We start from the raw sequence: 26,884 nt of genomic DNA on the forward strand, positions 1-26,884 counted from the left end.
ATATGCTTAAATACTCAATTCGCTTGTTACTCCATTACTTGAAGTATAGAGAAATACCTGTATTTAGTTAATTCATCCCGCATTTATGCAACGCCGGAAATTTTACTCAACTTCAGTTTCTTCAGACGCTCGAAGCCGCTATCACCTTGCACGGTTTTAAGAACTAATTCCAGACGATAGCCAGCCTCACGCATATAATATCCAGCCGCGCCCAGGTCTTCAAACACGCTGTCAAATTGGGGATGAGTTGACGGAAAAATCTTTCTCAGGCGATCGCTAATTCCTGAGAGTTCTTCTTTGATAGCGATTAGTTCTTGAGTATCATCATCCATACTTACTTACCACAACGATAACTGCCCTGGTGAAACATTTGATTTCCTACCTGTATGGTATAAAAGTTGACATAGTTATTTATTTTTTACGTCGCCTATATCAGGAACAAGTTTTGCAAAAATTTGCTCTTGCGAAGATGATAATTCATCAATCTGTTGCGAACTCACAATTGCCTTACCGCTCCAGGTAACAAAAGTTGTAACCATTGCTAAAAAAAGTAACTGTAAAGCAAATTTATAGTTATAAGACCTTTGTATGTTCATTTTCATTTTTCTACTCTCTCTAGTTACAATCACCGTAAAATTGGAATTTCAATCAACTCGTTAAGTTGATTACGCCACCATTCATCAAGACCATCATCCAACACAGAAACTGCTTCCTTTATGATATTATCTCGATACTTTTGAAAATTAGACTCCGCTTGTGATGCAATTTCTTTAAAATCATAGAAAGCTAACTTTGCTCTGGGAATATAAGATGGTTCATTTCTGCTAAATGCTAGCAGTAAATCTACTATGTTCCATGCAGGTAAAACATTTAAATAACCAGAATTTTTAATTGCTTGTTTAAAAAAATAGATAGCTGATTGAACATATAAATCCTTATATTCTTGTTCTGCTATTTCCTGAAAAATTACACCTAGTAAATTATATGCATCTGCCTTAAGTTCATCTTTAACTTGATGAATTAAAACAAAATTACACATAATTTGACAATCTTCAAATAGCTTAAGTTTATAATAAGATAACGCTATCTTATTTAAGATACCAAAGTATGATGTATCTATTAATATTGCTTCTTTATATGATTTAATTGCTGCTTGATAATCACTGATTCTGTATTTATAATCACCGTAATCAATTATTACGTTTACATTTGATGAATTTACTTGAGATTCAGCAGCATCTATATCTATCTGTTTTAGCATCTCATTTTCAAGTGTAGCTACTATTGATGTAGCTCGAAATTCAGATTCTATCTTAGATACTAAATTAATATCTTGTTTAGTAAATAAATTTTTCGGCTTTCTATATTGCGCTTCTAGTAAGTCAGCGACCTGATTCCATACTATTCTTTCTTCACCAGTAAGTACCTTTATATATTGATATAATCCTCTACAAAGTTCTGTCCTTACTGAGCCTACAGCCCAATCAAGACGAAAAGATATATAGCTAATATTACGACGGCACAACAATGCACATAAACATTTTTTCTCAAAATCTGAAAGTGGTGAGTTCTTATGACAAGCTAAATCCTTATACAAATTATCAAGATTCCAATTGCTTGCAGCTTCGCTTAATTCTGGAAAATCAATAGATGTCATAGCGCTTGTCCTGTGTAATCATCTTAGTTTACAGTCGAATCCTAGAAGTAATTATTCAGGATTCTACCCTAATGAAGTTAATAGATATCCATGACTTTAGTCCTATTTAAGTAGATCATCCACCCGGAATTAGCGTTTCAAGTTGGTACAGTTATTTATGTAACAACTTCTTTATGCCAATTATCATAACCTGATTTTCGTTTATGTCAACTCCTAAAAAACAAGATATAAAAATTATTTCTTCATAGGTAATCTCTAGATTGTTGATTTTTACCTATTGTTTTGACAACAAAAAGAATAGTCATCCTAACGTTTTGTTATGATGCCACGACCGACCTAACAAAACGTTAGGTATTCCATAAGAAATTAAGAAGTAGTTATCTTGGGTTTTATCCTGGCTATTTTTTTATCAACATTGCCTGATAACTTACAATTAACAACTCAGAATTTATGAGGTGTAATCTGACTATTTTAATGAATAAAATGTTTTGCATCTTGTATGTATTTTCCAACGAATAATGTGAGGAGTCACAAATGAATTATGTTACTAATCAAGACATTCATGATGTATCACAAGAAAGTTTGAGCGCATCTCTTCCTAGTACTGTACCTTCTTCTAATTCAGCATCAGAATTAATGAACAGTATTGCAGAGGAAGGCTTACGTCAAACACAACAAACATTTAACATGGCTCGTCAAAGTTTTCTACTTGCATTAGTGATGACAGGAGCAAGCGCCATTGTAGGATTTGTGGGTGTTGGATTTTTATTATCAGGGAAAGCTTCTGAGGGAACTATTACTACTGCTGGGGGACTTGTCTCAAGTATGGTATTCGTTCAACTTGCCAAAGATGCAAGCGATCGCCTCGACAAAGCTAATGAACGCCTCGATAAAATTGCAGCCAAAGTCAAGGACGAAGACTAAATTATTTCTGCTTGAGTAGTGTGATCGCCCACTTTCCAAGAGAACTACCCTGGCAAGTACAACCCACTGCAATAGAAGATGCGATCGCTCAGTTAAAACCTCGGCAGCACTGTACCCGTTCCTGCATCCTTCTTCACTCTTACATACCCCTTGGTAGTATCGCTTTTCTTCTGCCCTAACTGGTCTTGCACCTGAAACAGTGGCTTAATTTCCACCGCCCTTGTTGCATGAGAGTGGCGTAGCCAATGACACGAAAACTTCACCTTCGCCACCTCGGAGATATCCTGAATCAATCTTTTAATCGCCCGATCGCTCAATGGCAATCCCCTTTTTGCTGGGTCAGGCGACATATTGGGAAACACTGGCATCTTTTCACTAGCCATCCCCCGATATTTTTTAAGCAACTTAGAAGTCTCGTGGTCTAAGCCAATCTCCCGGTACTTCCCACCCTTACCCCAAAATTTAATTGTGTAATACCCCCGGTGTCTATCCTCCGGCGTTGGGTCAAACTGCCATTTAAAATCGCGCCAATACAAGCCCGGATAATCTTCCTTGGGTTTACCCCGTTCGTCACCCGGAACCGTCACCCGACCCACTTCGCCAACCCGCATCCCACTGTAAAAAATCAAGTTAAAAACTAGCCAATACCGCCCCCCCATAAGAGAGGCAGCCTTACCCAGCTTCTCCATTTCCCAATCTTCTAGATACCGCTCTGCCTTCGGTAAATCACTAAAATTATCGTAATTTATACTACTTGCAATATTCCGCAAAAAATAGCCAATACTCTCACCGCTCCCATAACTCCAGAGCGATCGCAATATCAGCACTCGGTTCGTTTTAGTATAAGGGGAAACCTCACCCCAGGAAGCAATAAATTCTAGTAACAATGGTTGCTGGATTAATCTTAGATCGGGTATACCTTGATTCCGTACCCAATCAAGCAATTTTTGACCAAAACGGTAGTATTTTCGCTTAGTTTGTTCGCGGTTTTGACTGCCAGCCCAAGCTAAAATTAATTCCTCATCATTAGCAACCGCAGGCGTGCGGTAATAGTATTGCCGAATTACCTCCTCTACCAATTCTGGAGTTACTTGAGTATTAGTGTTTTTAATTACACTTGGTTGGAGAGTAGGAGGCAGAATCTCTACAGAGCCAATCTCAATATTAGTAATATCCATCTAGGAAATAAGAATTACACGATGATAAACATATAGCTTCCTGGAAGTGCTGTTTCAGGAAGCTTTTATATTCTACGACAGCGCCGTGGATATGCCGGCATTGCCTTATAAGCCATATTGAAGTTGCTTGAAACGATAAGGCAGTATGAAGCGGCACTGTGCCTTATCGCTTTAAGCACAATTAATTAGCCAAAGGTTGCGCCAAATCGTTTATTTCACTGGATAGTACAGCCCATCTTTTGCATTCCATTCCCAACCGATGCCTCTGGGGTCGCGGTTACGAGTCCAACTGATAAATTCTTTGGTAGTGAGTTTTTCTCGTTCCGGTGCGAGGCTCGACGGACTTAAACCTAGTCGCGGTGCTAGGTTTTCAGGAGGTAATGCAAGCAGTTCAACTTGGGGCTGTTGGTATGGGTTAGCTTGTCTTCTTTGTTTGGGTTGACTGTTGTATCGAGTTGATGAAATAGACCGTTCGATGAGTTCCAGCTTTTTGGTCATTGCGTCGAGCTTGCTTTCCAGCTTCTTCTCCAATTGCAAAACCGATTTACTGCTTGGGGCAACATCGATATCAATTTTGCTATCAAATTTGGATATCAATTCTTCTAAGCCTTGCAGCAAGGCAATTGTATGCCCCTCTCTGTGCAGCTTGGATAGTTGGCGTACTGCCCCAATTAAGGCAGTAGGGACGCGAATCATCTCACTAGGTGGATTATTGCTTTTCTTGTTTGCAGTCATTTGATATCAAAATCGATATCGACAAGCTGATTGTAGATTAAAAGGGATAATGAGCGATCGCTATTTTCTTAGAGGAAAGTAGGATGGCAGCAAGCTACGCTCTTGTAGACAAAAACTGGACATCCCCTTAAAAATGGTGATGATTAATTTAATCTGCGATAGTAGCTAAAATTTATGCGTTTAATCAGTCGTTTTCAGGCTTTGGCTATTGCCACCGGGCTAATTGCTCTGTTGGGGTGTTCGCCAGCACCAAGCCAGCCACCAACATTAACTCAGTTGCCAACACCGACAACAGAAAAACCATTGCAGCCAACGCCGATTGCACCTGCTAAAACCTCATCAATAAGCCCTCACCTGCTTTTGGGAAATCCCAGCAGTGCAACTCCAACGAGCATTACTCCAGATAATTATCTAATCGCAAAAAACCAATATGCACTTTCCTACAACAACAGCAAGGGAACTCCCAACTGGGCAAGCTGGCAGTTAAATAAATCATGGCTAGGTGCGGCAGACCGACAAAACAATTTTCGCCCTGATGCTACACTCCCAACAAGTTTTGTGCGGATAACTCCTACCATATATGCTGGCTCTGGGTATGATAAGGGTCATGTTGTGCCTTCGGCAGACCGCTCTTTGACAGTAGAGGATAATGCTGCCACTTTTCTCATGACAAATATGATGCCCCAGACACCGGACAACAACCGGAACACTTGGGGAAACTTGGAAGACTATTGTCGAGGACTGGTAAGCCAAGGTAAAGAACTTTACATCATTGCAGGCCCTTTTGGCAGTCAAGGACAGCCGCTTAAGAGTAAAGTGACAGTTCCCAAATCAACTTGGAAAATCGTTGTCGTACTAGATAATCCTGGCTCTGGGATTAATGGTATTACCGCTAATACTCGCGTCATCGCGGTGAACATACCCAACGAGCAAGAAATCAACAACGATTGGAGAGCTTATAAAGTAAGTGTTGATGAATTAGAAAAACTCACAGGCTATGATTTTCTCTCTAATATTTCCCCAAATATCCAAGAAGTTATTGAAAGCAAAGTAGATAATTTGTAAACAACTCAAGTTTCAACAACTTTCGTAGAAATCCCCGCTAAATTTACCGCCGGGGTTTGACCAACTACATAAACATCAATCTCTTTGTTGCCGAGGCGATACACCTGCAAATTAGTCAGGTTTTCTTTGAGTGTCTGCACAAGAGTTTGAAATCGTTTTACGGTTGCTTTCTCTTCTTCCTCATGCCAATCTTCTTCTGTCATTGCCACTTGAAAAAAATCGTCAACTCCCACAATTTCAACGGGCGTATTTTGTGGATGATTTGTTTGCTGTACAACTTTTTGGGGTGTTGCAGGTGCAGCATCTTCCCAAAGAAAAACTTCAAACGGATACTCAGACTCACTCATCATAAGTAAACCATCTGCTGCTGTACGAAGCTGGTCAATAATTTCTGAATTAGTTTTGGTCATAAGCACTTAATAGAGCGTAGTTTACATACGTTGGCAGGCATCGCCACATACACTGTGCAAAATATTCGGGTGGCAGGTATTTTATTATACCTTGTATAATATAGCCATTATTTTTGAATTTCCTCCAGCCAACTCTAGTAAGGGAAAAAGTTATATGAAACTAATTAAAAAAGTTTTAGCAATCTGTTTTCTGTTATTTGGCATTCCATTTTCTGCTGTGATGATTCTAGAAATTATGAATCCCAAAACTCCTGCTCAAGAAAAACAAAATGATGTAGCTGCTTTAACTATTCTTACTATTCCATCAACCATTCTAGGAGGCTGGTTGAGTTGGTCTTTAGTGCAGCAGAATCGAAAGGAAAAAGCATTACTTCTGGAATCAGAAAAAAAGCGTCTTCAGTTAGTATTCTTAGAATTAATTGAGCAAAATGCTGGCAGAATAACGGTATTGCAACTGGCGAAAAATGCTGAAATATCAACCCAGTTAGCTAAACAATATTTAGATGAGAAAGCCAAAGAACTTAATGCTGATTTTGAAGTAAATGAAGAGGGAAATGTTTTGTATCATTTCTCTTGACACACTTTTAGGGACTTAATTAGAAATAAAATTACTTAGAAAAAGCGAAATTATGATTAAAATTGTCTTTTGGAATGTGATTTTGGGATTTTTGGCTGTACTAATTGCCATACTTGTTTCAGGTACAATCCAGGCTTGGGCAGCAAACCCCAATTTAGATGGCGACTCACAGCCCACACGACTCAAGCTGAATGAATGTATTGCAGATGTGAAAGAAGTCACAGCTTGGAACGATAAAGAAACATTGGACGCAGCTCGTAAGATTTGTGAGATCCGCCAGTCACACGCCAAACAAAAGGCGCGGTTTTTAGCATCTTTGAAGAAACTACAAGAGCAATATCAAAATTATACAAATCATGGATTTGACAAACAGTTACCTACAGCTATTGCAGATTCATGGACAATTGTAAAAAGTTGCATTGATTTCAAAGAGGGATTTACCTCTCCCCATAATGTAGCTGTGTTGTCAGTACCAGAGAATGTTCGTAGCAGTTGTTACTCGTTAGGTGCTTCTTTGGTAGAATCCGCCCTGTTTAATCAAACGCAGTGACACTCTGAATTTTGACAATCCCAATGTACACGGGCTGTATAATCGCGGTCAAATTCTGTGTTGCATTGGGGGCATCTACCTGTAAACATTGGATGCCAGTCAATTAGTTCTAGCTGCTGTTCGCGTGTCCAGTGTTGCTGGGGCTGCACAATCAACTCGCCATTATAGTAGGTTGCCCCTTCTGGCTCCCACAGCTCTGCTGGTTCGGCGTTGGGGTCTTCTCGAAAGTCCAAACAACTATCCCCCTGTGGCCCTGCTGGGTGAACGACACAGACGAAGTGAGGATCGTGTGAGTAAAGTAAACAGCGATCGCACTGGTGAATTTTCATAGTACAAGTATACTGCTTTGAAGCAAGCGATGCCTACAGCGGGCTACGCCTACGCACCCATGAATTGCTGCAATTCGATATTGTACTCTGTTTTTAGAGTTCGGGCTTGCTTTACTCAATTATTCAATATCAAATAAAAATGAGAATAGAAGAATAATACAAAAAAGTATAAAAGGACAAAGTAATAAAAAGCAAAAAAGGCTCCAAATTGCAAATAAGAAAAAGCCTAATTCTTCTTGTATATGCAATGTATAGTGAAAATAATTCAGACAAAACTCATAAATAAATCTTGTCAGAAAAAAACTAAGTATACTAAAAATTGTTAGGGTAAAATTCCTACTAGGAAGACTTTGTTTATTTCTCTGACTCTTTTCTCTTAAACAATGATGACAAACACCTTTAGACATCTCTAAAGGTAAGGTTAGCATTTGGCAACGAGAACAAGTTTGGAGTTGAGGTATTTGAGGCATAAAAACATACCATAATCAAAATTATAAGATCAACAAAAAATAATCCGGTACTTTATTGTACGTAACATCAAGGATTCTCAGCCCCTATTTCCGTTTTCGTCCAAATAACTATCACTGTCTACCGCATCAGGGTGAACGACACAGACTATGTGGGGATTAAGGAGGCAACGATACCTACGGCGGTCTACGCCTACGCACTCTGGTAATTTCGGCTACTAGTGTACTGCTTTGAAACAAGCGATCGCTCTTTTTGGTGTTTCCTCGCTTGAATTTTATGGGAACGATTCATCACCTGAAACCAACGGCGATCGCTATCGCAACTCATGAACCAACCTCTGCCGCAATCGAGTATATCGCTCTTGGGACTTTGTAGAACGAACGCACATACTGATTGCCTTCTTGCTACCAATAATAATTGCCAGCTTCTTGGCACGGGTTAACCCTGTATAAAGTAAATTCCGAGTCAGCATCATGTAATGTTGGGTGTAAAAAGCTAAAATCACTACTGGGTATTCTGATCCCTGCGACTTATGTATACTCACGCTCCAAGCTAAAGCAAGCTCATTCATGTCAGCATAATCATAAGTAACTTCGCGCTCTTGATACTGTACAATTACTTCCTGTTCCTCGGTATCAATAGTAGTAATAAATCCCACATCGCCGTTAAAGACTTCCCGTTGGTAGTCGTTGGTTAATTGAATTACCCGATCGCCAACTCTAAAAATAGTTCCACCCCTGGTAATTTCAATTTTTTCAGGACTAGGTGGATTAATTAACTGTTGCAGTACGTTATTGAGATTGCGTGTACCGACTAATCCCCGTGACATTGGGCAAAGCACTTGTACATCAGTAGCAGGATTAAAACCAAGTTTGGGAATAAAATCAGTAATCAACTCGCTAATTGCCTGCACCCCATGTTCTGGTTGAAATCCTCCACCGTGCCAAAGACAATCAGATTGAGGAGAGTTAGAAATTGATTCGATATGGGGATATTGCCCCCGGTTAATTTGGTGGGCGGCGGTAATAATTTTACTACTGGCAGCTTGGCGAAATACTTGAGTGAGTCTGACTACAGGCACTCTTCCCGAATTTATTAAATCAGCCAGCACGTTACCCGCACCTACCGATGGCAATTGGTCAATATCTCCCACCAGCAGGAGTTGAGCATTTTCGGAAACTGCTTGAACTAAAGAATACGCTAGAAACAAGTCGAGCATACTAGCTTCGTCTACAATAATTGCACTGTGGGGTAATGGATTAGTGCGATCGCGCTTAAAACTGCGCGTCTTGGGGTCAAATTCCAGTAGGCGATGTATCGTTTTTGCCTCCAACCCCGTCATCTCGCCTAACCTTTGGGCAGCGCGTCCAGTTGGTGCAGCTAGGGCAATTGATTTACCCATTGCCTTCCACAGTGAGACTATGGTGCTAGTGCAGAATGTTTTTCCTACACCAGGGCCACCTGTAATTACGGTGAATCGAGAGTAAGCAGCCGTCTCTACTGCTTGTTGCTGTTCGGGTGATAGTGAAACTTGGCGGCTACTGCTAAAACGCTCCAACCAAGCGCGGACGCGAGGAATATCAGAACTGATGGGGTAAGTTAAGCGTTCTCGTACCAATTGGGCTAAGTTTTGTTCGGTATAGAAGTAAGTAGGCTTGTAGCAATTGAGTGTTTTATTGGCATCACGTTCTCTAATTAGCTCATCTTTCAAAGCCATATCTTTGATAGTCTGAGCGATGGCATCTGCTGTTGGTTGATGCTCCTGGGTAGTGAGCAGTTTAGTCACCGATTCAATTAGTTCTGTTTGAGGTAAGTAGCAATGTCCGTCTTCTGCGGCTGTACTCAAAGCATGAACAAGTCCAGCACAGTAGCGAAACTCGGAATCTGCGGGAACCCCCAAATTACGGGCAATTTTATCAGCAGTTAAAAAACCAATGCCATAGATATCAGTCGCTAACTGGTAAGGATTATGGGTAACTGTATCTATGGATTTATCGCCGTATTGCTTGTAAATTTTGACTGCGTAAGTGGTGCTAACGCCGTGACCTTGCAGAAATACCATCACTTCTTTAATGGCTTTTTGCTCGTTCCAGGCTCTTTGAATCATGGCAATCCGCTTTTTGGCAATGCCGTTGACTTCGCTCAAGCGCTCGATTTGGTTTTCAATAATATCTAGAGTCTCTATACCAAAATGGGCAACTATCCGTTTAGCAGTGACTGGCCCCACACCTTTAATTAGACCGCTACCTAAATACTTCTCAATTCCTGTGAGGGTGGCAGGTTTGGTTTCTTTGTAGTTAACAACCTGGAACTGCAAACCATACTGGGGATGTTCGCGCCAAAAACCAGTTAATTGCAGCGTTTGTCCTGGCTGGATATCTGCAAAGCTACCAGTAATTGTAGTTAGTTCCTTTGCACTAGGGCGTTGCAAACGTGCCACAGTATAACCTGATTCTTGAGAGTAATAGGTCAGGCGTTCTACCACTCCGGTAATTGATTCGTGCTTGGGGGTGGCGTTGACTTGCTGCTGGCTTGGTAGAGGTGTGGTGGACATCACTTTCAACAAACGGCGCAGCCATTATACTCGATACTTACTGCTCCAGAAGTCATAGGGTTGGCGCTTATAGTATTTCTGTACTACTAAAGAGATTTAAGCATTATATTTTAAATATTTCTAGCGTTTCAAAGTAAAGTTTCAAGCCGTTTTTAGTATATACACACTGCTTTTACGAATATATTTAACTAGCGGAAGTTTTCAAGGAGGTCAACAAACTAAATGAATAAGATGGGATTGATAGTTGCAGCAGTTGTTACCATGTCACCTTTGACCTTAGCTGTAAAAAACGTGCAAGCTGTGAACGAGCAAATAAAAGCAACTCATAGTAATCAACCAGAACAGTCTGTGCAAAGAACTTTTACAAGCCTGATAAATGCTGTTGAACAAAACAACTACACTCAGTTTATTTCTCTTGGAAATGCTGCTTTCAAAGAAGGCATTACAAAGCAAACATTTACACAAGTTAGTGGACAGTTGGCTCCTCGCATCAAAAAAGGGTATTCGGCAGTTTTCTTGGCAAATCTGAATCAGCAAGGGTATCAAGTTTATTTATGGAAACTGACATTTTTTGATGGCAGTGATGATGTTTTAGCTAGACTTAGCCTTAAAGATGGAAAAATAGGTGGATTTTGGCTGAATTAGGCGATCGCCCCCTGGACTAACTTTGTTGGAACGATCGCTGTTGGGGTGCAACTTTGACTCGCTTGTATTTTTTATGGGCGATGGTCTACGCGTTCGCTTGTATTTGCTGGGGAGCGATCGCTTTTGTACCCCCTGAATGGTTACAAAAGATTCTTGATTTGAGCTATCCACCCATGCAATTAGTCGTGAACTGGATTGAGTTGGGTTCCATTGTCAATGGTAACACCGCTTGAAGCTCGGCGATTATTGGCTTGACTATTGTCTTTTGCAGCTTGAGAACGGGTTTTGGGTGTGACACAAACATAGTCATTGGGAACAGCTTGGCGCCAAACATAGCCTTGACGACAAGTGAAAGAACCATAGGCGCCTCCTCCTGGCTGAATCCGATTTGCGACTTGACTATTGTCTTTTGCAGCTTGAGAACGGGTTTTGGGTGTGACGCAAACATGGTCATTAGGAACGGCTTCGCGCCAAACATAGCCTTGACGACAAGTATCTGGCCCATAAGGTAGTCCTTGCGCTTGAGCAGAATGACCAAACACGAGTGAAAGAGTTGTAGAGCTAACCAAGACAGCCAAAGTAGTTCCAGTTAACAAGGTAGTTGCCGAAAATAGAGATGCAGAAAGTTTCTGAATGTACATTGCGTGTTTTTCCTGCCTTGATGGCAAATAATTTGAGATGAACACCAATACATTGACTTATAGTTTGGTGTTGAAAGTTTTATGCAATCTGCTCATCATCCACGGAGAAATTACAACAGCGATTGCAAATAAAGTCAGCAGATGCAGCTAAAACAGGACTAATTAAAGCGGCAGCTAAAGATGCACTCTTACGGGGCAAACACCAAAGAATTTTTCAACATTTAATTAACAGTTTAAATTTGGTATTGGAACTATGTTCCTAAATGAAGCTACAGTGCTTTATAGAGAAGTTACGGAAATTTTTGGCGGATTTATTATGAAGTTTTTCGGGAGCATTGATTTTCATCTCTAAAAAATTCCCCGTTGACTGTTTGATTGCTTGATACTCGCGTACCAATTGGGCTAAGTTTTGTTTGGTGTAGAAGTAAGTAGGCTTGTAGCAATTGAGCGTTTTATCAGCAGTTAAAAAACCAAGAACAAAAGAGTTGTATATCTTTTATCACTTGCCGAACAGTTTATTAAGTACATCAGCTAGACGGTAGCCTGCCAAGCTCATCCGACGTTCTGCTATTGGTTTAGCGCTAGCAGCATAATTTGGCGGTAACGGCTTTCCATCATTTTTATCACTACTGCCAGAAAGCTTGCCATTCAGATATGCTTTTTGTTTAGCAATATTAAAACTCTCCAATTTTGCCCAATTATTAAATTGAGTTTCTTTTAATTCTGGCAATTTACTGCGTTGATAGGAGGCTCTTATCTTGGTTGCGGTGTTGCGAACAGTTTGAAAGTTTTCTGAGCCTAGTATGAGGTCATCCCAGAATTTATGCAAACTAATTGTTTGACTATTTGGTTTGACTCTAATATAAAAACGTGTACCACCTCTATCACCTTCTGGTTCTTTATACTCGTTAGTAATTAATTTGGTAGTATGCAATGGCTGATGCACATCTCCTAATAAATGGAATAACCAGCATATTGCAATTGCTTTTTCGCTGTTGGTGGCATTACTTTGAATAATATCAAGATTTTTTTTAAATGCGTAGAGAATATTTTCTTCACCTGCAATTTCACGAGGGATTGAGTTTGAGGCATTGCTTGGTTGATAAGGAAAATTGATGTAGTGCCAAGTTGGGTGATTAAATACTTGGCTGTTACGAGCTTCATCTGGCCATTTTGCCGCCCACATAAATAAGTACAAGTTTTTATTTTCAGCAGAAATATTAGATTGATTAAGAGACTTCCACTGTTCCTCAAATTTAGAGTATTCGGGATGTTCTCTTAAAATCGCGGCTATTTTCTCAATTACTTGTTGATGATTTTGCTTAAGTTCACTGTAAGCGATCGCTCCTGAAACCATGTGTCCAGATTTATTCCAAGCAAAAGCTGGGTACTGCCAAACCAAGATTGTTGATAATGCTGTCAATAAAGAAAACTTAGCGAAAGAATGTAACTTCAGCATAAAATTCTTTGTTAAAAATACAGCTAAAGTATAGGTTGCATTCAGGTAAGTTAGGGTTAAATTTGCATAAGAAAAATAAATCACCCTACACAATATTTATATATTTCAATAAACAGAGCTGTACATTAACGAGTTTAAGGGTGCGATGCCTCCAGAAAGGGCACTTGAGCCATCGCACTCTTTGATTTTCGGTGCATAGCAAGTGTACTGCTTTGTCAAAAGCAATAGCGTAGCGTTAGCGAGTATTCGAGCGTCTGCCTGCGCTTCTTGAAGCCTACGCTCCATGAGTGCAACGTTTCCTCTAAGAATGGTTCCAAGCAAGAGTGAGCGATTTTCTTAGAGGAAAGTCAGCAATGGCGTGGGAGCGTAGTTTACATACGTTGGCATCGCCCCTTTACCGATTTCCTCTCTACGAGACGCGCTTACGCAACCCTTGAACGGCATCGCACCCCAACAAAATAATAATAGCGCCCACCTAACTATAGGTAAGCGCTACTCTTTTAATTTAAATTCAGGGAGAAAATATAGTGAAATGAGTTCCCTGATTTTTACGATTAATTGATTCCAATTTAATTTCTTAGATTGCACTGCGACGATTTAGCAAGTTCCACAAGAAAACAGCGACAATTGCGCCAAGAACTGCTACTGCAATACCGGGAATGCTGAGTGTGGGGGCGGCTAATGTCAAGGTTCCTGTACTGAAGAATACACCCAAACTACCACCAACAAAAGCACCGATAATTCCTAATAAGATTGTTCCGAGGATTCCACCGCCTTGATGACCGGGGTAGATAGCCTTTGCAATAGCACCAGCAATTAGACCTAAAACAATCCAAGCAAGAATATTCATTGTTTTAATTTGAGCAACGTTTTTTACTGACAAATACACAATAGCAATCCAAACATTGACATTCAATCTACCAACAGAACCAATGATTAATAGCCTTGAGGATGAATGCTGTTACTTCTGGTGATATACCCCCTAACTGAGATAGATAATAAATAAAAAAGCTCCTAGTTGGTCTAAAACTGGGAGATGATAAATTCATTGCTTGATAATTGCAGTATATGCATTTTTAATGATTTATCTCATCTACTGGAAGAATTATGATTACGGCGGTCGGTTACGTCATCGCACCGTGAATTTTTTATACAAAGATGGAGAGCAGTGATTAGCAGTATTAAAACCAGTCACATATTAATAGCAGCTATCACTAATTATTGAAGGTAAACATAATTCTGGAGCGATAAATATGCTTCGATTATTTAATTCATTTGCATCCAAGCTTGGCAGTATTAAAGAGCAAAAAACTGAGGGGATGGCGGCGGTTGTTGCCTATTTAATGTTTGCCTCTTACTGTTTAACACTAGTAGCTATACTTTGCGTGGTAGTTGTTTTGTAGTCTAAGTTTTCAATCAGCATAATCTAGGTGGGATGAAACTCTGATTATAAAACTAAGAACATAGTCATAAGACTATGTTCTTAGTTTATCAGACAAATTTACTTGGTATGCCGAAAAGTAATTTGCTTAGAGTCCCCAGAATCAGTAACTAGATACTCTCTTAATCTAGCTTGGAAATTCTTCTGTTCATTTTCATTAATTAGCTTTAAATTATGGCCAATAACATAGTCGGCTTCTGTCATCCAAAAATCAAGTATCTGGTCTATTTGAGCGATTTCTAGGATATCTGCTATCCGTTGTGCTTCTGATTCTGATAAACTACTTAGACTTGCTAAAGAACAATACTCTCGGATAATGTTCTTCTGCTCATGAGTTAATGGTAACTCTGGATTTTTAATTTCCTTTGAGAAAGAAAAATTGACCATTGGTACTAGCTCCTTATCACCAAATTCTGTTCGGACTTACATATCCATCTAGTTGTAGAATTCGTTAGAGATACGCAGTATCCTTTTAATTTCCAGTTTGTGAACATATTTGGCTTGGTTAACCTCCTATTATACAGTGAGAATGTTTTAGTTTTGTGACCTTACATAATGAATAGTGAAAATATTTTACTTTTGTGACCGCTAATGGCGAAAATTTAGAAAAATTTTATTAACAAGTCACAAAAAAATCATTTTTGTCACTAACAAGTAAAGTTAATCCATTTTTCAACCGAATAAGAAGCCGTAACACTTCCTACTTAGTTAACTGGAGGCAATCGGATGCTATCTTGTGGTCGTAAGGCATTTGACACAGAATTTCAGGTCTTGCTTGATTCTGGGAGTTCTTCTGCCCACTCGATGTTAGCTTTCATTAAGCGCAGCCTTGCCCAATTCAATCTCAGTAATTCTTATAGTCCTACCTGGGTACTAAATGAGGCATATATGCGTGGAATCAAACTTATGGCAAAAGGTGAACACATTGATAAACCGCTTGCTTGGGTTCGAGCAACAGCTTATAACATCATTAGGGAACAGAGCCGAGAACGTAACAGATTTTCACAACTTGATGAAAGCATGATTGAATTTCATGTTAATTGCAGGCTTGTCGTTTCTGAAGAAATTGAAGAGGAATTATTCAAAAGAGTAAACCTAGCGTTTGAAAAATTAGAACCAGAAGAAAAAGAAATTTTGAGATTGAAGATGATCAAAGATTTATCATGGAAGGAAATTAAATTGCATTTAATTTTACAAGGAAAGGAAGTTCAGAATGAAGCAACATTGCGTAAACGCAAAGAAAGAGCTTTAAAGCATCTTCGCAGCATATATCATTCTTTGGAACTTCAAAATGTTTAGCATTCTTGAGTGCAATTATAAAAGTGTTTGAATACCATTAGTTTTATCTAGCAATGTCTGAAGAATAAATCTGAACGCTTACGAGATATCTGTATAATTTATATTGCTTGGTTATGCATCAAGAAAGTGTAGGGTGAAGCGACCCACCTATCACCAGGCGATGTTTGACGAAAAGCCGCTATGCGTCGGGAGCATATCTACCTTCTTTAAGTTTTCCTCTAAGAATGCTTTTAGCTAGGATATTCGCTCAAAGTGAGGGCGATCGCTCTGGCAACGAAAGTGAAATAATAAACTAGTATGCCTTGCTAGGAGATGCAGCAATGACCTACACCATGCACGACGCTCAAGAAGTGGCAAAGCTGGCGACGGCTGACATTGAGGCGTGGTTATGGGGAAAGTCAGAAACTATTAGCGTTGTTAACGTTGAGGATGACCCAGACTACCAACGTAGAGATATTGACCTCATCTGGACAACGCAGAGTGGCGAAATTTTGATTGAGATTAAGGGCGATAGGTGGAATAAAACTCGTAACTTGTTCTTTGAAACACACAGCAACCTAGAAAAGGGAACCCCCGGCTGCTTTATGTACACCGAGGCAGACTGGCTGTTTTATTACTTTGTCAACACTCGGCTTTTGTATCGGCTACCGATGCCAAAAACGCGGGAGTGGTTTTTGATTACCATGCGGCGGTTTCGGGAGCGTGCCACAACAACGCCAGTGGGGAGTAGCTATTACACGACTGTGGGGCGGCTTGTGCCGATTACTACGGTGATGTTGGAAGTGGCGGGGATTAAGATGGAGCAGCTGTAGGGGTGCGAGGGGGCGATCGCAAGTTTTAAAGGGAGAATTAAATCTTTATCTTCTTAGCTTTGGGAACCGCATAAACAGAATCATTAGCAGATCGACCAAGGAAAAGAAAGTTTTCCGTTCCAAGACACTCTTCAGGCCATGTAGAGCTTTTTATAGAACGTAAATTAATTGGTATATTAGCCTTGTCACTTGGGGTAAGCTTATTAAATCGATGCAGGCTTAGTAGCCCTTCATAGCTATTAAGTTGGTGAGTGATTAAAAAAGCAATCGGATAAAACTTAATCATATTGAAAAAGCCGCTTGTTTGAAGATGCCCTCTTACGGCTGGCATTCCAAAATCTCTCAATATAATGGTTTTTTCATAAGGATAAACCCAATATAAAATATGGATATCATCATGAATGGGCAATGAAGGATCTAGAATACAAGGTCTTATGAGATTGTCTATAACTACTTTATCTGTCTCTGTTTTTGCTGCGAGAAGATGACCTAAGACAGAGCGCATAATTGCATTTGGGTGACATTCAACCTCAAAGAAGTCTGGTAGAATCAATTTGCTCTCAATGAAAGTTTCTATTTTCTGACTAAATTCACCTAAAGCCCAATCATATCTGCTACCTAATCCATTGTTACAATCACTGCATATTGTTTTATAAGTTATTCCATTTTGAGAAATTCTAGGACGAAATGATCGCTCTCCTGTCATCTCATATAAAAGCTTAGAGATGACTGTATTTTTAGCTGGAGGACATACTTTAGGAGGCACATGATCATCTGATAATTCTTTCTCTTTTTGGCAAATATTACAAATTTTATCCTTTTTCTTAAACTTTTCAATAATTGAGTTTTTGCTATTTGTCATAACGTTGACTAACTCGTAATAAAAAGTAAATCTCAGACCCTTAAAGACTGAACAAAGAAGTTTATTTTTAGCCTGTAGCACTCGAATAAATAATTGCTATTATTTATATTCTATATTATTAATCGTTTAAAAAATGTGGATTGATTTTCAACAAACCAAGCCTTGAGTTGAAAGGCTGGAAATTAGATACTATTTAAAATATCAACCCCTCCACAGTCACACTGCTTACTAAGAATGGGACAAAAGAAGTTAAACAGGATTTTGGCTTAGGTATTTTGTGTAAAAAAATTGGGGTTAAAAGGTAATTTTCACTAAGACTTTGGCTACATTCTATAAATTCCAAAAATTTTAATTTTCTGGAATAACACGCTGAGGAGGTTGCACAGCACTATTACTATGGATATGACTAATTACTTCGTTTGCACTTGTAACATCCGTATTAAGCTTTATCTTTTCTAATTCTAGTTTGTCATACAAAAATTTGTGTTTTAAGTCGAACTCAGCAAATAATTCACTCCACTTTTTTACGTAAATTTTATAATTATTAACAGAGTAAACCAGTGATTTTTCACCATGAAATTTAGCATTTTGTATTTCTCTTTCTACATATTTATCTTGATGAAAATCATTACCAATTAAATAAAATTCCCAAGACATATTAGAAGCATTAAATTCATCTTCTTCTAAAATTACTCCCATATATTTTTTTACTTGTTCTAGTTCTTTTGAGCCAAGCTTAATTTTAGGATGTTTTAACTCTACAACTACATTATTAATAGAAGAATTATTTAGAAGCTGCCGTACCAGAAATATATCCATTTCTTTATTCTTATCAGGATGATCGATAGAAACTACAGGCTTCTCCCCCCTCAATAGATAAATATATCTGCGTAATGCTTCTTCAAATTTTGGTTCAGCAGCAGTTACAAGATGATATTGTTCACCAAAAATCCAGTAATGATTTTCAACAAATTTTTGAATATGATCTCGCTCGTTAGCTTCTAACTCCGGTCTGAAAACTAAATTCTTCAATTGATCAATAGCTCTGTATCTATCTTCTATCAATCTTACAGTTTTAATAATATTTGCAAGTTTGGTAATTTTTAAAGATTCGGATAAATGTTCTAATTCAGAGGAATCTAATTTTATAATTTCTCCTAGTACATCAACTAACTTATTTCTCTCATCTGAATCAAGTATTAAATTCAAAAAATGAACAAATACTTTCTTTTGTTCAGTGTTAAGAGAACTGAAAATTTTTGGTTCTACCTGGTATAATTCTTTAATAAAATCTTCTAGCTCATTTTTTCTATGTTGATCCCAAGTATTATTGCTAAACTTTGGGAAAGCATTATTTCTTCTAAATTCTTCTATTATTTGGTCTGATTTTGTCTTCAGAAAAAGCTTTCTTCGATTTTGAAGCTGTTGATTAATAAAACGAATTAGAGAATGATAAATTTGTCCATTCGGAGTATTCTTTAATACAGAAAGTTCATAAGGAAAAAAATGTTCTTGATTAAAAAAAACACTTTTAACAAAAACACTGTGAGAAAAATTATCACCTTTATTATTGAGAGTAGTTGTGTTGCTATATATTCCTTCACCTTTTGAATTGATGAAGTAGTATCTTGAGTATTCTTTATTTAAAGATTGAACCCAGTGAATAAATTTTAAATTAAATAAATATTCGCCATTTTTATGTTCTAATTCAATAGAATCGCTGATAAAATTATCTCTATAATTTAAATCTGAGTTATTTATCTTAATTGAGAAATTTTTCATTGAATTGAGTTCAAGAAACCAACTAAATTCTCTATACAAATAATCTTTAATGTTAGTATTAAAATCATCAGGAGTAATTGTATGAATATCATAAAAAGAAACTATTGTTCCTGTTTGTTCGTCAGTTTCTCTTTCTTCTGATATATCGTAGTTATCTAATTTGTTACTTTTTATAGTTATGCTATATTTATAATTTCTTCCTTCTTTTTGATAAACAGTATCCCATTGTGCTGAAGAAGAAAAATTAAAAAAAGTTAACCTTCCTATACCATTAGTACCGTGGATAGCTGATAAATTTTTTGAAGTACCAAGAGTAAGTTGTTTATTGGATTCATAAAAGAGTGTAAATCTACTTGAGTCAGCAATACCACATCCGTTATCTATAATTTTTAGTTCCGATATTCTTCCATAATCATCAGATTGCATTAATATATTAATTTGAGTAGCTTTTGCATCAAAGCCGTTCCATATATATTCTGCAATAGATGAAAAATAATTATGGTGTTTAAGTGCCTTTATAATACCTAATGAAGTAATTTGAATATTTTTCATAATTTTATATTTAAGGATTTACGTTGCTATATGGTGGAATAATCTTCACAAAAAGTGAAATTCCAAAAATATTTTACTTACTAATTAAATCAAGTAGATAAAAAGCGGCAAGATTACTAATAAAATACAAAATAACATAATTAACAATGTATCATAATGGATGTGACATTAAACGTCCACAAATACACAATTGCACCTCAACCGTAACAGTGAGGAGCAACCCCATAAATTATCCTGTCCCCAGTGAGTATAGGGGGCTTTGTTGTTTTTTTTGGCTACTTATTAACTTCCCTCGGAGTGTGATCACACTCCGACCCCATCACCCCAGTTAATAGACCAAGCGCGAGAGCTTAGACTAGCACGAAAAGACAAACCACCAAAATGTGCGATGGTAAAGAGCGCCCAAGCTAGGCGCTCGTCCCTCGCTCCCATTCTTAGAGGAAACTTCAGGCAGTCGCAGGCGATCGCACCCATTCTTATGGGAAGACTAACAGTAGGAGCGATCGCCCCCATTCTTAGAGGAAACCCCAAATCATACTTGCTATGTCCACACTAATTCCCTCATTCAATAGCTGCTCAATGCGAATGACCCCTGGCGAGAGGAGGTTAGCGCAGCGCTTAGAGGAAAAATTAGAGGATGATTATTTACTTTGGTACGATGTGCCAGTGGGTAAAAAGCAATTGCACCCAGATTTTATCGTGCTGCACCCCAGCCGGGGCTTGTTCATCCTTGAAGTCAAAGATTGGAAGTTAGACACTATTCAAAGTATCAACCCCTCCACAGTCACACTACTTACTGAGGATGGAATAAAGGAAGTCAAGCATCCACTACAACAAGCCAGAGATTATGCTCTAGCAGTGAACAAGATGCTAGAAAAAGACCCTGCCCTGGTGCAGCAAGAAGGTAAATATCAAGGTAAGCTGATTATGCCCTACGGTTACGGCGTGGTATTTACCAACATCACCCGCAAAGCATTCAATGAAAATGAACTACCAGCAGTATTTGAGGAACACTTGGTTATCTGCAAAGATGAAATGCGACCAAGCACAGATGCAGGCGAATTTCAGCAACGGCTTTGGGATTTGTCGGCATATCAATTTGGCAAGACCTTAACCAGCAGTCAAATAGATAGAATCCGTTGGCATCTGTTCCCAGATGTGCAGATTCCTCCTTTAATTGATGTAGATACCCCTGTCACTGAAGGAAAACAGGCGCAACCTGTCATCCCCGACATCCTGAAAATTATGGACTTGCAACAGGAACAGTTAGCACGAAGTTTAGGTGATGGACATCGGGTAATTCATGGTGTGGCTGGTTCCGGGAAAACGATGATTTTAGCCTACCGTTGTCAGCACCTTGCTCAAGTCAGTAATAAACCAATTTTGGTGCTGTGCTTCAATGTCTCTCTTGCTGCCAAACTCCGGCAGGTGGTTCAAGAAGACCCGCACAAAATCAGTCGCATTAAAGTACGACATTTTCATGGCTGGTGCATGGATTTACTAAAAAAATACAACATCCCCAGACCCGACTCTAGAGAGTATCAAGGTGATGCTTATGTAGAAGAACTGGTTAACAGAGTAATTACCGCCGTCGATGCCAAGTTAATACCGGCTGGCACGTATGGCGCTGTGATGCTCGACGAGGGCCACGACTTTAAACCAGAGTGGCTCAAATTAATTGCTCAAATGGTCAACCCCGAAACCAATTCTTTGCTTATCCTCTATGACGATGCCCAAAACCTCTACGGTGAAAAACGCACTCAGAAATTTAGCTTTAAGAGTGTGGGCATCCAGGCACAGGGACGCACCACCATTTTTAAACTCAACTACCGCAACACGGCTCAAGTATTGGGGGTAGCCTATGAATTTGCAAAAGAAGTAATGCAACCCACAGAAACCCAGGATGATGACCAACAAATATTGGTAGAACCGACTAGTGCAGGACGGCAAGGCCCCAAACCAGACCTCATCCGTTTACCCAGTTTTAAACACGAGGTAGATTACCTAGCAGGGCGAGTCCAACAATTACACGAGCGAGATATCCCCTGGAACGAAATAGCAATTATCTATCGCTCCAACTTTATGGGCGAAAACATCTATAATCACTTCCAACAAGCCCAAATCCCAATAGAGTGGGTCAACGCCGACAGTGACAGCCGCAACTATCGCCCGGACGAACAAAGCATCAAACTCATAACCATGTACTCATCTAAAGGGTTAGAATTTCCCGTGGCTTGCATCCCAGGCATTGGTTATATGCCTGACCAGTACGGACACGGTACACCAGAAGAAGAAGCGCGGCTATTGTATGTGGCGATGACACGGGCAATTGAGCAGTTGATTATGACTTGCGATCGCTCCTCTGAATTTACCAACCGTCTTGAGACAGCACTAGGTAGAGTAATTTGATTGCGATCGCTCTCCCAATCAAGCGAGGAAAACCCAAGCGACACCAAATAGCCCGTCGCAGACATCGCCCATCAGAATTTACCAGTCGTCTTGAGGAAGCTTTGGGTACAACAAGTAGGAAAGCAGTTTAATTGGTAAAATTTATTACGCACCTGCACTTGATTTGAGCCGTTAGGTAACGAGAGATCGCTTCTATCTATTTACACTTTCAAAACGCTCATGTCCAATGTGAACCTGCCACTCCACAACTCTAGCAGAGTCCGCTAACATCCCATCCCGCACACGGGGGCTACTGTTGACAATTGCTTGAGCCGCTTCTAAATTCTCCGCCTGAATGACCCACAGCCCCGTTCCATCATGGGGAAAAAACGGCCCACAGCACAGTAGTGTTCCTTTGTCATACTGCTCACGAAACCAAGCCAGTTGATTTTGGTCATGTTCTGGGTGAGCGTTTTTATAGTCGTAATACTCTGGAATAGTTGCTACGACAACGGCAAACAGTTGAGACATATTAAACCTATTATTAATCTGATAATAACTCCGTTAAATCCCTACCATATATATAATAAGGATTTTGGTATTCTTCTGGAATATTATTCATTAAGTCACTATTTTCTTGAAGATATTTACTATTACTCTGTTGAAGCCTTTTAAGTTTTTGATGTATGGGAGAAGATTCATCTTTTTTACCACTATTAATATAGTTTAAAATATCTTCCCTTAACTTATTCAATCTATTATGAGTAGCGAAAGGATTATCTGAAGATAGAGTATAAGCTGTTCTATAGTCATGCCCAGCCTCTCTCAATCTCTTCCATTCTTCGCATCTGGATTTTTGATTTAATGGTTCCATTGGATGAAAGCTATCGCTGTAATTGAAGTATATTTAAATTAATTGCAATATTATTATATATTACCTACCTGAATAATGCCTTATTTTGGGACAGCAGACATTGGGCTATGCTTTTAGTGCATACCATTAACCGCTATACCTAAGCCATGTAAGCGCTTGGGAGTTATCACAAAGTAATACTATAATTCACCAGAAAAGAACGAGAAATAAGCCAGCTATTCGTTTCTTCTACCTTTGTTCAAGCCTAAAAACCAGCATTTTAACCAAGATAAGGATATTGTGGCGGTTTAATTTTCAATAATTCTGTCCAGTATTTTATAGCATTATAGTTAAAGATTATTTTACTTGAATATGGAACGCCTCTTTCAACAAGGAAATAGAGCCATCGGCAATAAAACGCACACCAATTGCTAGGATAAAAAAACCAAAAACTCGATTTAAGGCTCCCACACCATTTTTTCCTAACTTCTTAATAAGGGGTTCTCCTAAAGCCAGGCACAGATAAAGGCTTATACCTATTAAAGCAATTCCCACTAAAGACTCAAGATAGTCTACCCAATGCTTAAAGCTAATCGATAAACTCGTTACTACCCCAATTGCTCCAGGCCCACTGATTAATGGTACTGCCATTGGTGTAAAAGAAATATCTTCTTTATCTAGAGCCTCATCATTTTCTGATGGAGTTAGTCGTTGACGGGCTGTAACCATTTCCCAGGCTGTATGAGCAACAAGTAATCCCCCTGCCAGTCGTAGTACATTTAATGAGATTCCAAAAAATTCTAGAATCCACCTGCCAACTAGTAAAAACACAGCTAAAACTAAGACTACATTTATGGCAGTTTGTATCGCCTGCTGATGACGCTCAGATGATGTTTCCTTCGCTGTTAAACTGTAAAAAACCGGAACTGCACCGATTGGATTGGCGATTGGGAAAAGAGCCACAAAGGTTGCTAATGTATTTGGAATTAACGACATTATCAATATTTGGATATCTAGGTTTCCTAGAAGCAGAGTTTAGCAGACAGTCGGGGTGCGTGTACCCACTTTAACGTGAGTTCGACGGATAGAACAGCCCAAAAAACCGTCGATTGATATTTACCCAAAAGATTTGCCTGCACTACCTCCTGCCATTTTTTAGTTCTGTCGAACTCACGTCACTTTACTGCTTTCACAAAAAACTCCAAGAACCACCAATGCGATGCCACCGGCTCATGGCGGGTACGCCATCGCACATTTACTATGTGTTTTCTAGTACATTACTAGCCAGTTGTAGCGTACCCCTGCTCTTAAGCAAGCTACGCGCAGCGTCTCCAAGAGTTGCAATAACCCAATTGCTTCATCTCACCGTACCCGTACACCCAATTTTGTATCCCAGTGCAGGGGTTTATCTGCTTTTTGCAGGGGAGACTCCGGCATTTGACCTACTGAAACGCCGTATTTCCAATTTGGCGGACAGATAGCAATGTAACGTGCATAACCTCCTAAACCACCTTTAAATTTGGGATACCCAATAGAGATTAACGCGCCTGTTTCTGGCACCCGATCTAGATTTGCAACACCCTCTGCTTGGGTATATCCATTTTTTAACAGCCAAGCTTCTCCTTCGAGCATTGGGGTGCTGTCTGTATCAAGGGGTTCGTGTCCGTGAAAAAGAATTTGGCGCTGTAAGTGTAAAAACTTCAGTGCATCGAGTGACACCCCAGGAAACTTAGTTCTAGTAGCTAGTTCTGGATTCGGCCATGATGAAGACCAGTCAGAACGCACAAATACAACTGAGCCTTGTGGAATCCTGCCATGTTTGCGTTCCCAATCTTGAATATCTTTGACACTCAGGTGGTAATTGGGGTCTTTGGCAACTTTATCCTGGATCGGAATTACTACTAGAGGCCGAACAGCAAAGGTTGCTGGCAACTCATCGATAGCTGGATAGTCAGGATTCCAGTGAGCAGGCGGATCTAGTTGAGTTCCTAGCTGATCGGTAGATAAATCGTAATGAGTTGCTTCAAACCCATCCTTTTGGTAAGTGTATGGCGAACCTGTTTTTGGGTTGATGGCAGGCGCAAACTTTGATGAACCAAAACCTGACCATACAGGAATTGAAGGAGCGATCGCATGAGTCAAGTCAACATATTTGGCTTTTTTGAGTGAGTGCTGATAAACTTGCCACAAGGAAGGCTCACGTAATGGCTGTACCGCGTTTACAGACACCAAACCAACACCAAACAGAACTATTAAACAAATAATTCCCCAGAAAGTTTTTTGAAATGGTTGACGCAAAAATCTATCTAGTTCTTGCAAGGGATGTGTTTGGTTACATTGCGGCAATATTGTCATTGTGTTATTTGTTATTGCAATTGAAAGCTCTAATTGTTTTACCACAAATTGCTACATTGTTTACCCTGAAGCTCTTTCGGGGTATTGTGTTTTAGAGCAAAGCTGCTATTTCATTCCTGTTTTATTGATTCCCCTACCACTCAGATGTGCCAAAATACGTGTATTCAAAGAGTATGAAAAGCACTGATGCGATGCCTGCGGCGGGCGCTTGAGCCATCGCACCTCACCCCATTCTTAGAGGAAACCCAAAAGCGATCGCCGCCAGCCCTTCGCCCAAGCCAAGCATCGGAATCTACCGCCCTTTTTCAAAGAGGAAAGCTCTTTATATGGGGGAAATAACTATTAACTGTTGACTGACAAGGTAGCCGTACTAGCTGTTTGAAGAACTAGCTTGATTGAGAAGGTCAATAGCATCTTGGTCGAGCTTTATATTGACAGCTTTGATGATATCGTTGAGTTGCTCAACCTTTGTTGCACTAACAATAGGTGCGGTAATGGTAGGATTAGCAATGAGCCACGCCAGAGAAACCTGGGTAGGAGTAGAATTATAAGTCTTTGCCACCCGATCGATTGCCTCTAGAATTCGTAAACCACGAGGATTTAAATATCTTTTTACAGAACTACCACGCAGACTAATAGACAAATCTTTTTCTGAGCGATATTTACCAGAGAGAAAGCCACTGCACAAAGAGGAATAGCTAATCACGCCAATTGAGTGTTCTTGGCAAATTTGTTGTAAATCCTGCTCATAACCATCTCGGTCATACAAGTTATAACGGGGCTGAAGGCTTTCGTAGCGAGGATAACCATGCTGACGGCTAATTTCTAATGCCTGTAACAGACGCTCTGCACTATAATTTGAAGCACCAATCGCACGTACTTTTCCTTGACGAATCAATTCTGCGTAGGTTTCAAGGGTTTCTTCAAGTGGAGTGTTTTCATCGTCGATATGCGATTGATATAGATCGATATAATCGGTTTGTAACCTTTGCAATGAGTCTTCAACAGCTTGTTGAATGTGTTTACGAGAAAGCCCTTTGCCTTTAACACCCATATCGTTGCCAACCTTAGTTGCAATCACCACTTGGTCACGGTTGCCACGCTGCTTGAGCCATTTTCCTAAAATTGTCTCAGACTCTCCACCAAGATTTCCTGCAACCCACTTAGAATAAACATCAGCTGTATCAATAAAATTACCTCCAGCCGCTATAAAGCGATCTAAAATCTCAAATGAACTATTTTCATCGATAGTCCAGCCAAACACGTTACCACCAAAAGATAGTGGTGATACTTCTAATCCAGAACGTCCAAGTTTACGTCTTTGTGTAATAACCATAAGAATTCTTAC

General features: G+C 39.4%; 30 protein-coding genes. 9 read left to right on the forward strand and 21 right to left on the reverse strand.

Annotated elements, in window-relative coordinates; translation table 11 throughout:
• Positions 1 to 83: 83 nt before the first annotated feature.
• The 3 genes from V7K53_RS27785 to V7K53_RS27795 form a co-directional block, all read right to left on the reverse strand.
• Positions 84 to 332 carry a hypothetical protein gene (locus V7K53_RS27785; protein ID WP_335200703.1) on the reverse strand — a complete coding sequence of 83 codons (249 nt, stop codon included), beginning with the start codon at positions 330 to 332 and terminating at the stop codon, positions 84 to 86.
• Between the two features lie 75 nt (positions 333 to 407).
• Entirely contained in the window at positions 408 to 602 is a 195-nt protein-coding gene (locus V7K53_RS27790; RefSeq protein WP_335200704.1) for a hypothetical protein, read from the reverse strand.
• Positions 603 to 625: 23 nt separating this feature from the next.
• Positions 626 to 1,657 (reverse strand): hypothetical protein, encoded by a 1,032-nt coding sequence (locus V7K53_RS27795; protein ID WP_335200705.1) that lies wholly within the window; start codon positions 1,655 to 1,657, stop codon positions 626 to 628.
• A 534-nt stretch (positions 1,658 to 2,191) separates the two neighbouring features.
• Between V7K53_RS27795 and V7K53_RS27800 the strand changes: the two genes are divergently transcribed.
• Entirely contained in the window at positions 2,192 to 2,581 is a 390-nt protein-coding gene (locus V7K53_RS27800) for a TRADD-N-associated membrane domain-containing protein (RefSeq protein ID WP_335200706.1), read from the forward strand.
• A 92-nt stretch (positions 2,582 to 2,673) separates the two neighbouring features.
• Here V7K53_RS27800 and V7K53_RS27805 read toward each other — a convergent pair whose 3' ends face one another.
• Both V7K53_RS27805 and V7K53_RS27810 read right to left on the reverse strand, forming a co-directional pair.
• Entirely contained in the window at positions 2,674 to 3,759 is a 1,086-nt protein-coding gene (locus V7K53_RS27805; protein WP_335200707.1) for a tyrosine-type recombinase/integrase, read from the reverse strand.
• A gap of 210 nt (positions 3,760 to 3,969) precedes the next feature.
• Positions 3,970 to 4,494 carry a hypothetical protein gene (locus V7K53_RS27810; RefSeq protein ID WP_335200708.1) on the reverse strand — a complete coding sequence of 175 codons (525 nt, stop codon included), beginning with the start codon at positions 4,492 to 4,494 and terminating at the stop codon, positions 3,970 to 3,972.
• A gap of 174 nt (positions 4,495 to 4,668) precedes the next feature.
• On the opposite strand from V7K53_RS27810, the gene V7K53_RS27815 reads away from it, so the two are divergent.
• Positions 4,669 to 5,559, forward strand: coding sequence for a DNA/RNA non-specific endonuclease (locus V7K53_RS27815; RefSeq protein ID WP_335200709.1), 891 nt, complete (start codon positions 4,669 to 4,671; stop codon positions 5,557 to 5,559).
• 5 nt (positions 5,560 to 5,564) lie between these two features.
• On the opposite strand, the gene V7K53_RS27820 is transcribed toward V7K53_RS27815, so the two are convergent.
• Positions 5,565 to 5,969: a nuclease A inhibitor family protein gene (locus V7K53_RS27820; protein ID WP_335200710.1), complete on the reverse strand. Its 405-nt coding sequence runs from the start codon at positions 5,967 to 5,969 to the stop codon at positions 5,565 to 5,567.
• A 154-nt stretch (positions 5,970 to 6,123) separates the two neighbouring features.
• On the opposite strand from V7K53_RS27820, the gene V7K53_RS27825 reads away from it, so the two are divergent.
• Both V7K53_RS27825 and V7K53_RS27830 read left to right on the forward strand, forming a co-directional pair.
• Entirely contained in the window at positions 6,124 to 6,546 is a 423-nt protein-coding gene (locus V7K53_RS27825) for a hypothetical protein (RefSeq protein WP_335200711.1), read from the forward strand.
• Between the two features lie 52 nt (positions 6,547 to 6,598).
• A complete protein-coding gene (locus tag V7K53_RS27830) occupies positions 6,599 to 7,096 on the forward strand; it encodes a hypothetical protein (protein WP_174708612.1) in 498 nt (165 codons plus the stop codon).
• On the opposite strand, the gene V7K53_RS27835 is transcribed toward V7K53_RS27830, so the two are convergent.
• The 3 genes from V7K53_RS27835 to recD2 form a co-directional block, all read right to left on the reverse strand.
• On the reverse strand, positions 7,084 to 7,425 hold the full coding sequence (locus V7K53_RS27835) for a hypothetical protein (protein ID WP_335200712.1): 342 nt from the start codon (positions 7,423 to 7,425) through the stop codon (positions 7,084 to 7,086). The genes V7K53_RS27830 and V7K53_RS27835 overlap by 13 nt on opposite strands.
• 660 nt (positions 7,426 to 8,085) lie before the next feature.
• Positions 8,086 to 8,220, reverse strand: coding sequence for a hypothetical protein (locus V7K53_RS27840; RefSeq protein ID WP_335200713.1), 135 nt, complete (start codon positions 8,218 to 8,220; stop codon positions 8,086 to 8,088).
• A complete protein-coding gene (recD2, locus tag V7K53_RS27845) occupies positions 8,207 to 10,447 on the reverse strand; it encodes an SF1B family DNA helicase RecD2 (RefSeq protein WP_335200714.1) in 2,241 nt (746 codons plus the stop codon). Before recD2 ends, V7K53_RS27840 begins: the two co-directional genes overlap by 14 nt.
• A 222-nt stretch (positions 10,448 to 10,669) precedes the next feature.
• On the opposite strand from recD2, the gene V7K53_RS27850 reads away from it, so the two are divergent.
• Complete coding sequence (locus V7K53_RS27850) at positions 10,670 to 11,092, forward strand: hypothetical protein (protein WP_335200715.1); 423 nt, start codon at positions 10,670 to 10,672, stop codon at positions 11,090 to 11,092.
• 179 nt (positions 11,093 to 11,271) lie between these two features.
• Here V7K53_RS27850 and V7K53_RS27855 read toward each other — a convergent pair whose 3' ends face one another.
• The 3 genes from V7K53_RS27855 to V7K53_RS27865 form a co-directional block, all read right to left on the reverse strand.
• Complete coding sequence (locus V7K53_RS27855) at positions 11,272 to 11,733, reverse strand: hypothetical protein (protein ID WP_335200716.1); 462 nt, start codon at positions 11,731 to 11,733, stop codon at positions 11,272 to 11,274.
• A 499-nt stretch (positions 11,734 to 12,232) separates the two neighbouring features.
• On the reverse strand, positions 12,233 to 13,192 hold the full coding sequence (locus tag V7K53_RS27860) for a S1/P1 nuclease (protein ID WP_335200717.1): 960 nt from the start codon (positions 13,190 to 13,192) through the stop codon (positions 12,233 to 12,235).
• Between the two features lie 577 nt (positions 13,193 to 13,769).
• Complete coding sequence (locus V7K53_RS27865) at positions 13,770 to 14,042, reverse strand: GlsB/YeaQ/YmgE family stress response membrane protein (RefSeq protein WP_099068138.1); 273 nt, start codon at positions 14,040 to 14,042, stop codon at positions 13,770 to 13,772.
• A 403-nt stretch (positions 14,043 to 14,445) separates the two neighbouring features.
• On the opposite strand from V7K53_RS27865, the gene V7K53_RS27870 reads away from it, so the two are divergent.
• Positions 14,446 to 14,595, forward strand: a complete 150-nt coding sequence (locus tag V7K53_RS27870) for a hypothetical protein (protein ID WP_335200718.1) — start codon at positions 14,446 to 14,448, stop codon at positions 14,593 to 14,595.
• 98 nt (positions 14,596 to 14,693) lie between these two features.
• Here V7K53_RS27870 and V7K53_RS27875 read toward each other — a convergent pair whose 3' ends face one another.
• Positions 14,694 to 15,020, reverse strand: coding sequence for a hypothetical protein (locus V7K53_RS27875; RefSeq protein ID WP_335200719.1), 327 nt, complete (start codon positions 15,018 to 15,020; stop codon positions 14,694 to 14,696).
• A 339-nt stretch (positions 15,021 to 15,359) separates the two neighbouring features.
• On the opposite strand from V7K53_RS27875, the gene V7K53_RS27880 reads away from it, so the two are divergent.
• A complete protein-coding gene (locus V7K53_RS27880; protein ID WP_335200720.1) occupies positions 15,360 to 15,932 on the forward strand; it encodes a sigma-70 family RNA polymerase sigma factor in 573 nt (190 codons plus the stop codon).
• 320 nt (positions 15,933 to 16,252) lie between these two features.
• Positions 16,253 to 16,744, forward strand: coding sequence for a hypothetical protein (locus V7K53_RS27885; RefSeq protein WP_335200721.1), 492 nt, complete (start codon positions 16,253 to 16,255; stop codon positions 16,742 to 16,744).
• 37 nt (positions 16,745 to 16,781) lie between these two features.
• Here the strand turns inward: V7K53_RS27885 and V7K53_RS27890 are convergent, their stop codons facing one another.
• From V7K53_RS27890 to V7K53_RS27900, 3 genes are all read right to left on the reverse strand, one after another.
• Positions 16,782 to 17,606 carry a hypothetical protein gene (locus V7K53_RS27890; protein ID WP_335200722.1) on the reverse strand — a complete coding sequence of 275 codons (825 nt, stop codon included), beginning with the start codon at positions 17,604 to 17,606 and terminating at the stop codon, positions 16,782 to 16,784.
• 348 nt (positions 17,607 to 17,954) lie between these two features.
• Positions 17,955 to 19,940, reverse strand: coding sequence for an ATP-binding protein (locus V7K53_RS27895; protein ID WP_335200723.1), 1,986 nt, complete (start codon positions 19,938 to 19,940; stop codon positions 17,955 to 17,957).
• Positions 19,941 to 20,243: 303 nt separating this feature from the next.
• Complete coding sequence (locus tag V7K53_RS27900) at positions 20,244 to 20,471, reverse strand: hypothetical protein (RefSeq protein WP_335200724.1); 228 nt, start codon at positions 20,469 to 20,471, stop codon at positions 20,244 to 20,246.
• 12 nt (positions 20,472 to 20,483) lie between these two features.
• On the opposite strand from V7K53_RS27900, the gene V7K53_RS27905 reads away from it, so the two are divergent.
• The gene (locus V7K53_RS27905; RefSeq protein WP_335200725.1) at positions 20,484 to 22,349 is read left to right on the forward strand and encodes a 3'-5' exonuclease; all 1,866 of its coding nucleotides are present in this window, start codon (positions 20,484 to 20,486) and stop codon (positions 22,347 to 22,349) included.
• 192 nt (positions 22,350 to 22,541) lie between these two features.
• Here V7K53_RS27905 and V7K53_RS27910 read toward each other — a convergent pair whose 3' ends face one another.
• The 5 genes from V7K53_RS27910 to V7K53_RS27930 form a co-directional block, all read right to left on the reverse strand.
• Positions 22,542 to 22,859, reverse strand: coding sequence for a YciI family protein (locus tag V7K53_RS27910; protein WP_335200726.1), 318 nt, complete (start codon positions 22,857 to 22,859; stop codon positions 22,542 to 22,544).
• Positions 22,860 to 22,872: 13 nt separating this feature from the next.
• Complete coding sequence (locus V7K53_RS27915) at positions 22,873 to 23,202, reverse strand: hypothetical protein (protein WP_335200727.1); 330 nt, start codon at positions 23,200 to 23,202, stop codon at positions 22,873 to 22,875.
• Positions 23,203 to 23,538: 336 nt separating this feature from the next.
• Complete coding sequence (locus tag V7K53_RS27920; RefSeq protein WP_335200728.1) at positions 23,539 to 24,177, reverse strand: MarC family protein; 639 nt, start codon at positions 24,175 to 24,177, stop codon at positions 23,539 to 23,541.
• 366 nt (positions 24,178 to 24,543) lie between these two features.
• A complete protein-coding gene (locus tag V7K53_RS27925; protein ID WP_335200729.1) occupies positions 24,544 to 25,536 on the reverse strand; it encodes a cyclase family protein in 993 nt (330 codons plus the stop codon).
• A gap of 370 nt (positions 25,537 to 25,906) precedes the next feature.
• On the reverse strand, positions 25,907 to 26,872 hold the full coding sequence (locus V7K53_RS27930) for an aldo/keto reductase (protein WP_335200730.1): 966 nt from the start codon (positions 26,870 to 26,872) through the stop codon (positions 25,907 to 25,909).
• Between the last annotated feature and the right edge of the window lie 12 nt (positions 26,873 to 26,884).

The organism is Nostoc sp. (assembly GCF_036917355.1).
Classification (GTDB): domain Bacteria; phylum Cyanobacteriota; class Cyanobacteriia; order Cyanobacteriales; family Nostocaceae; genus Nostoc.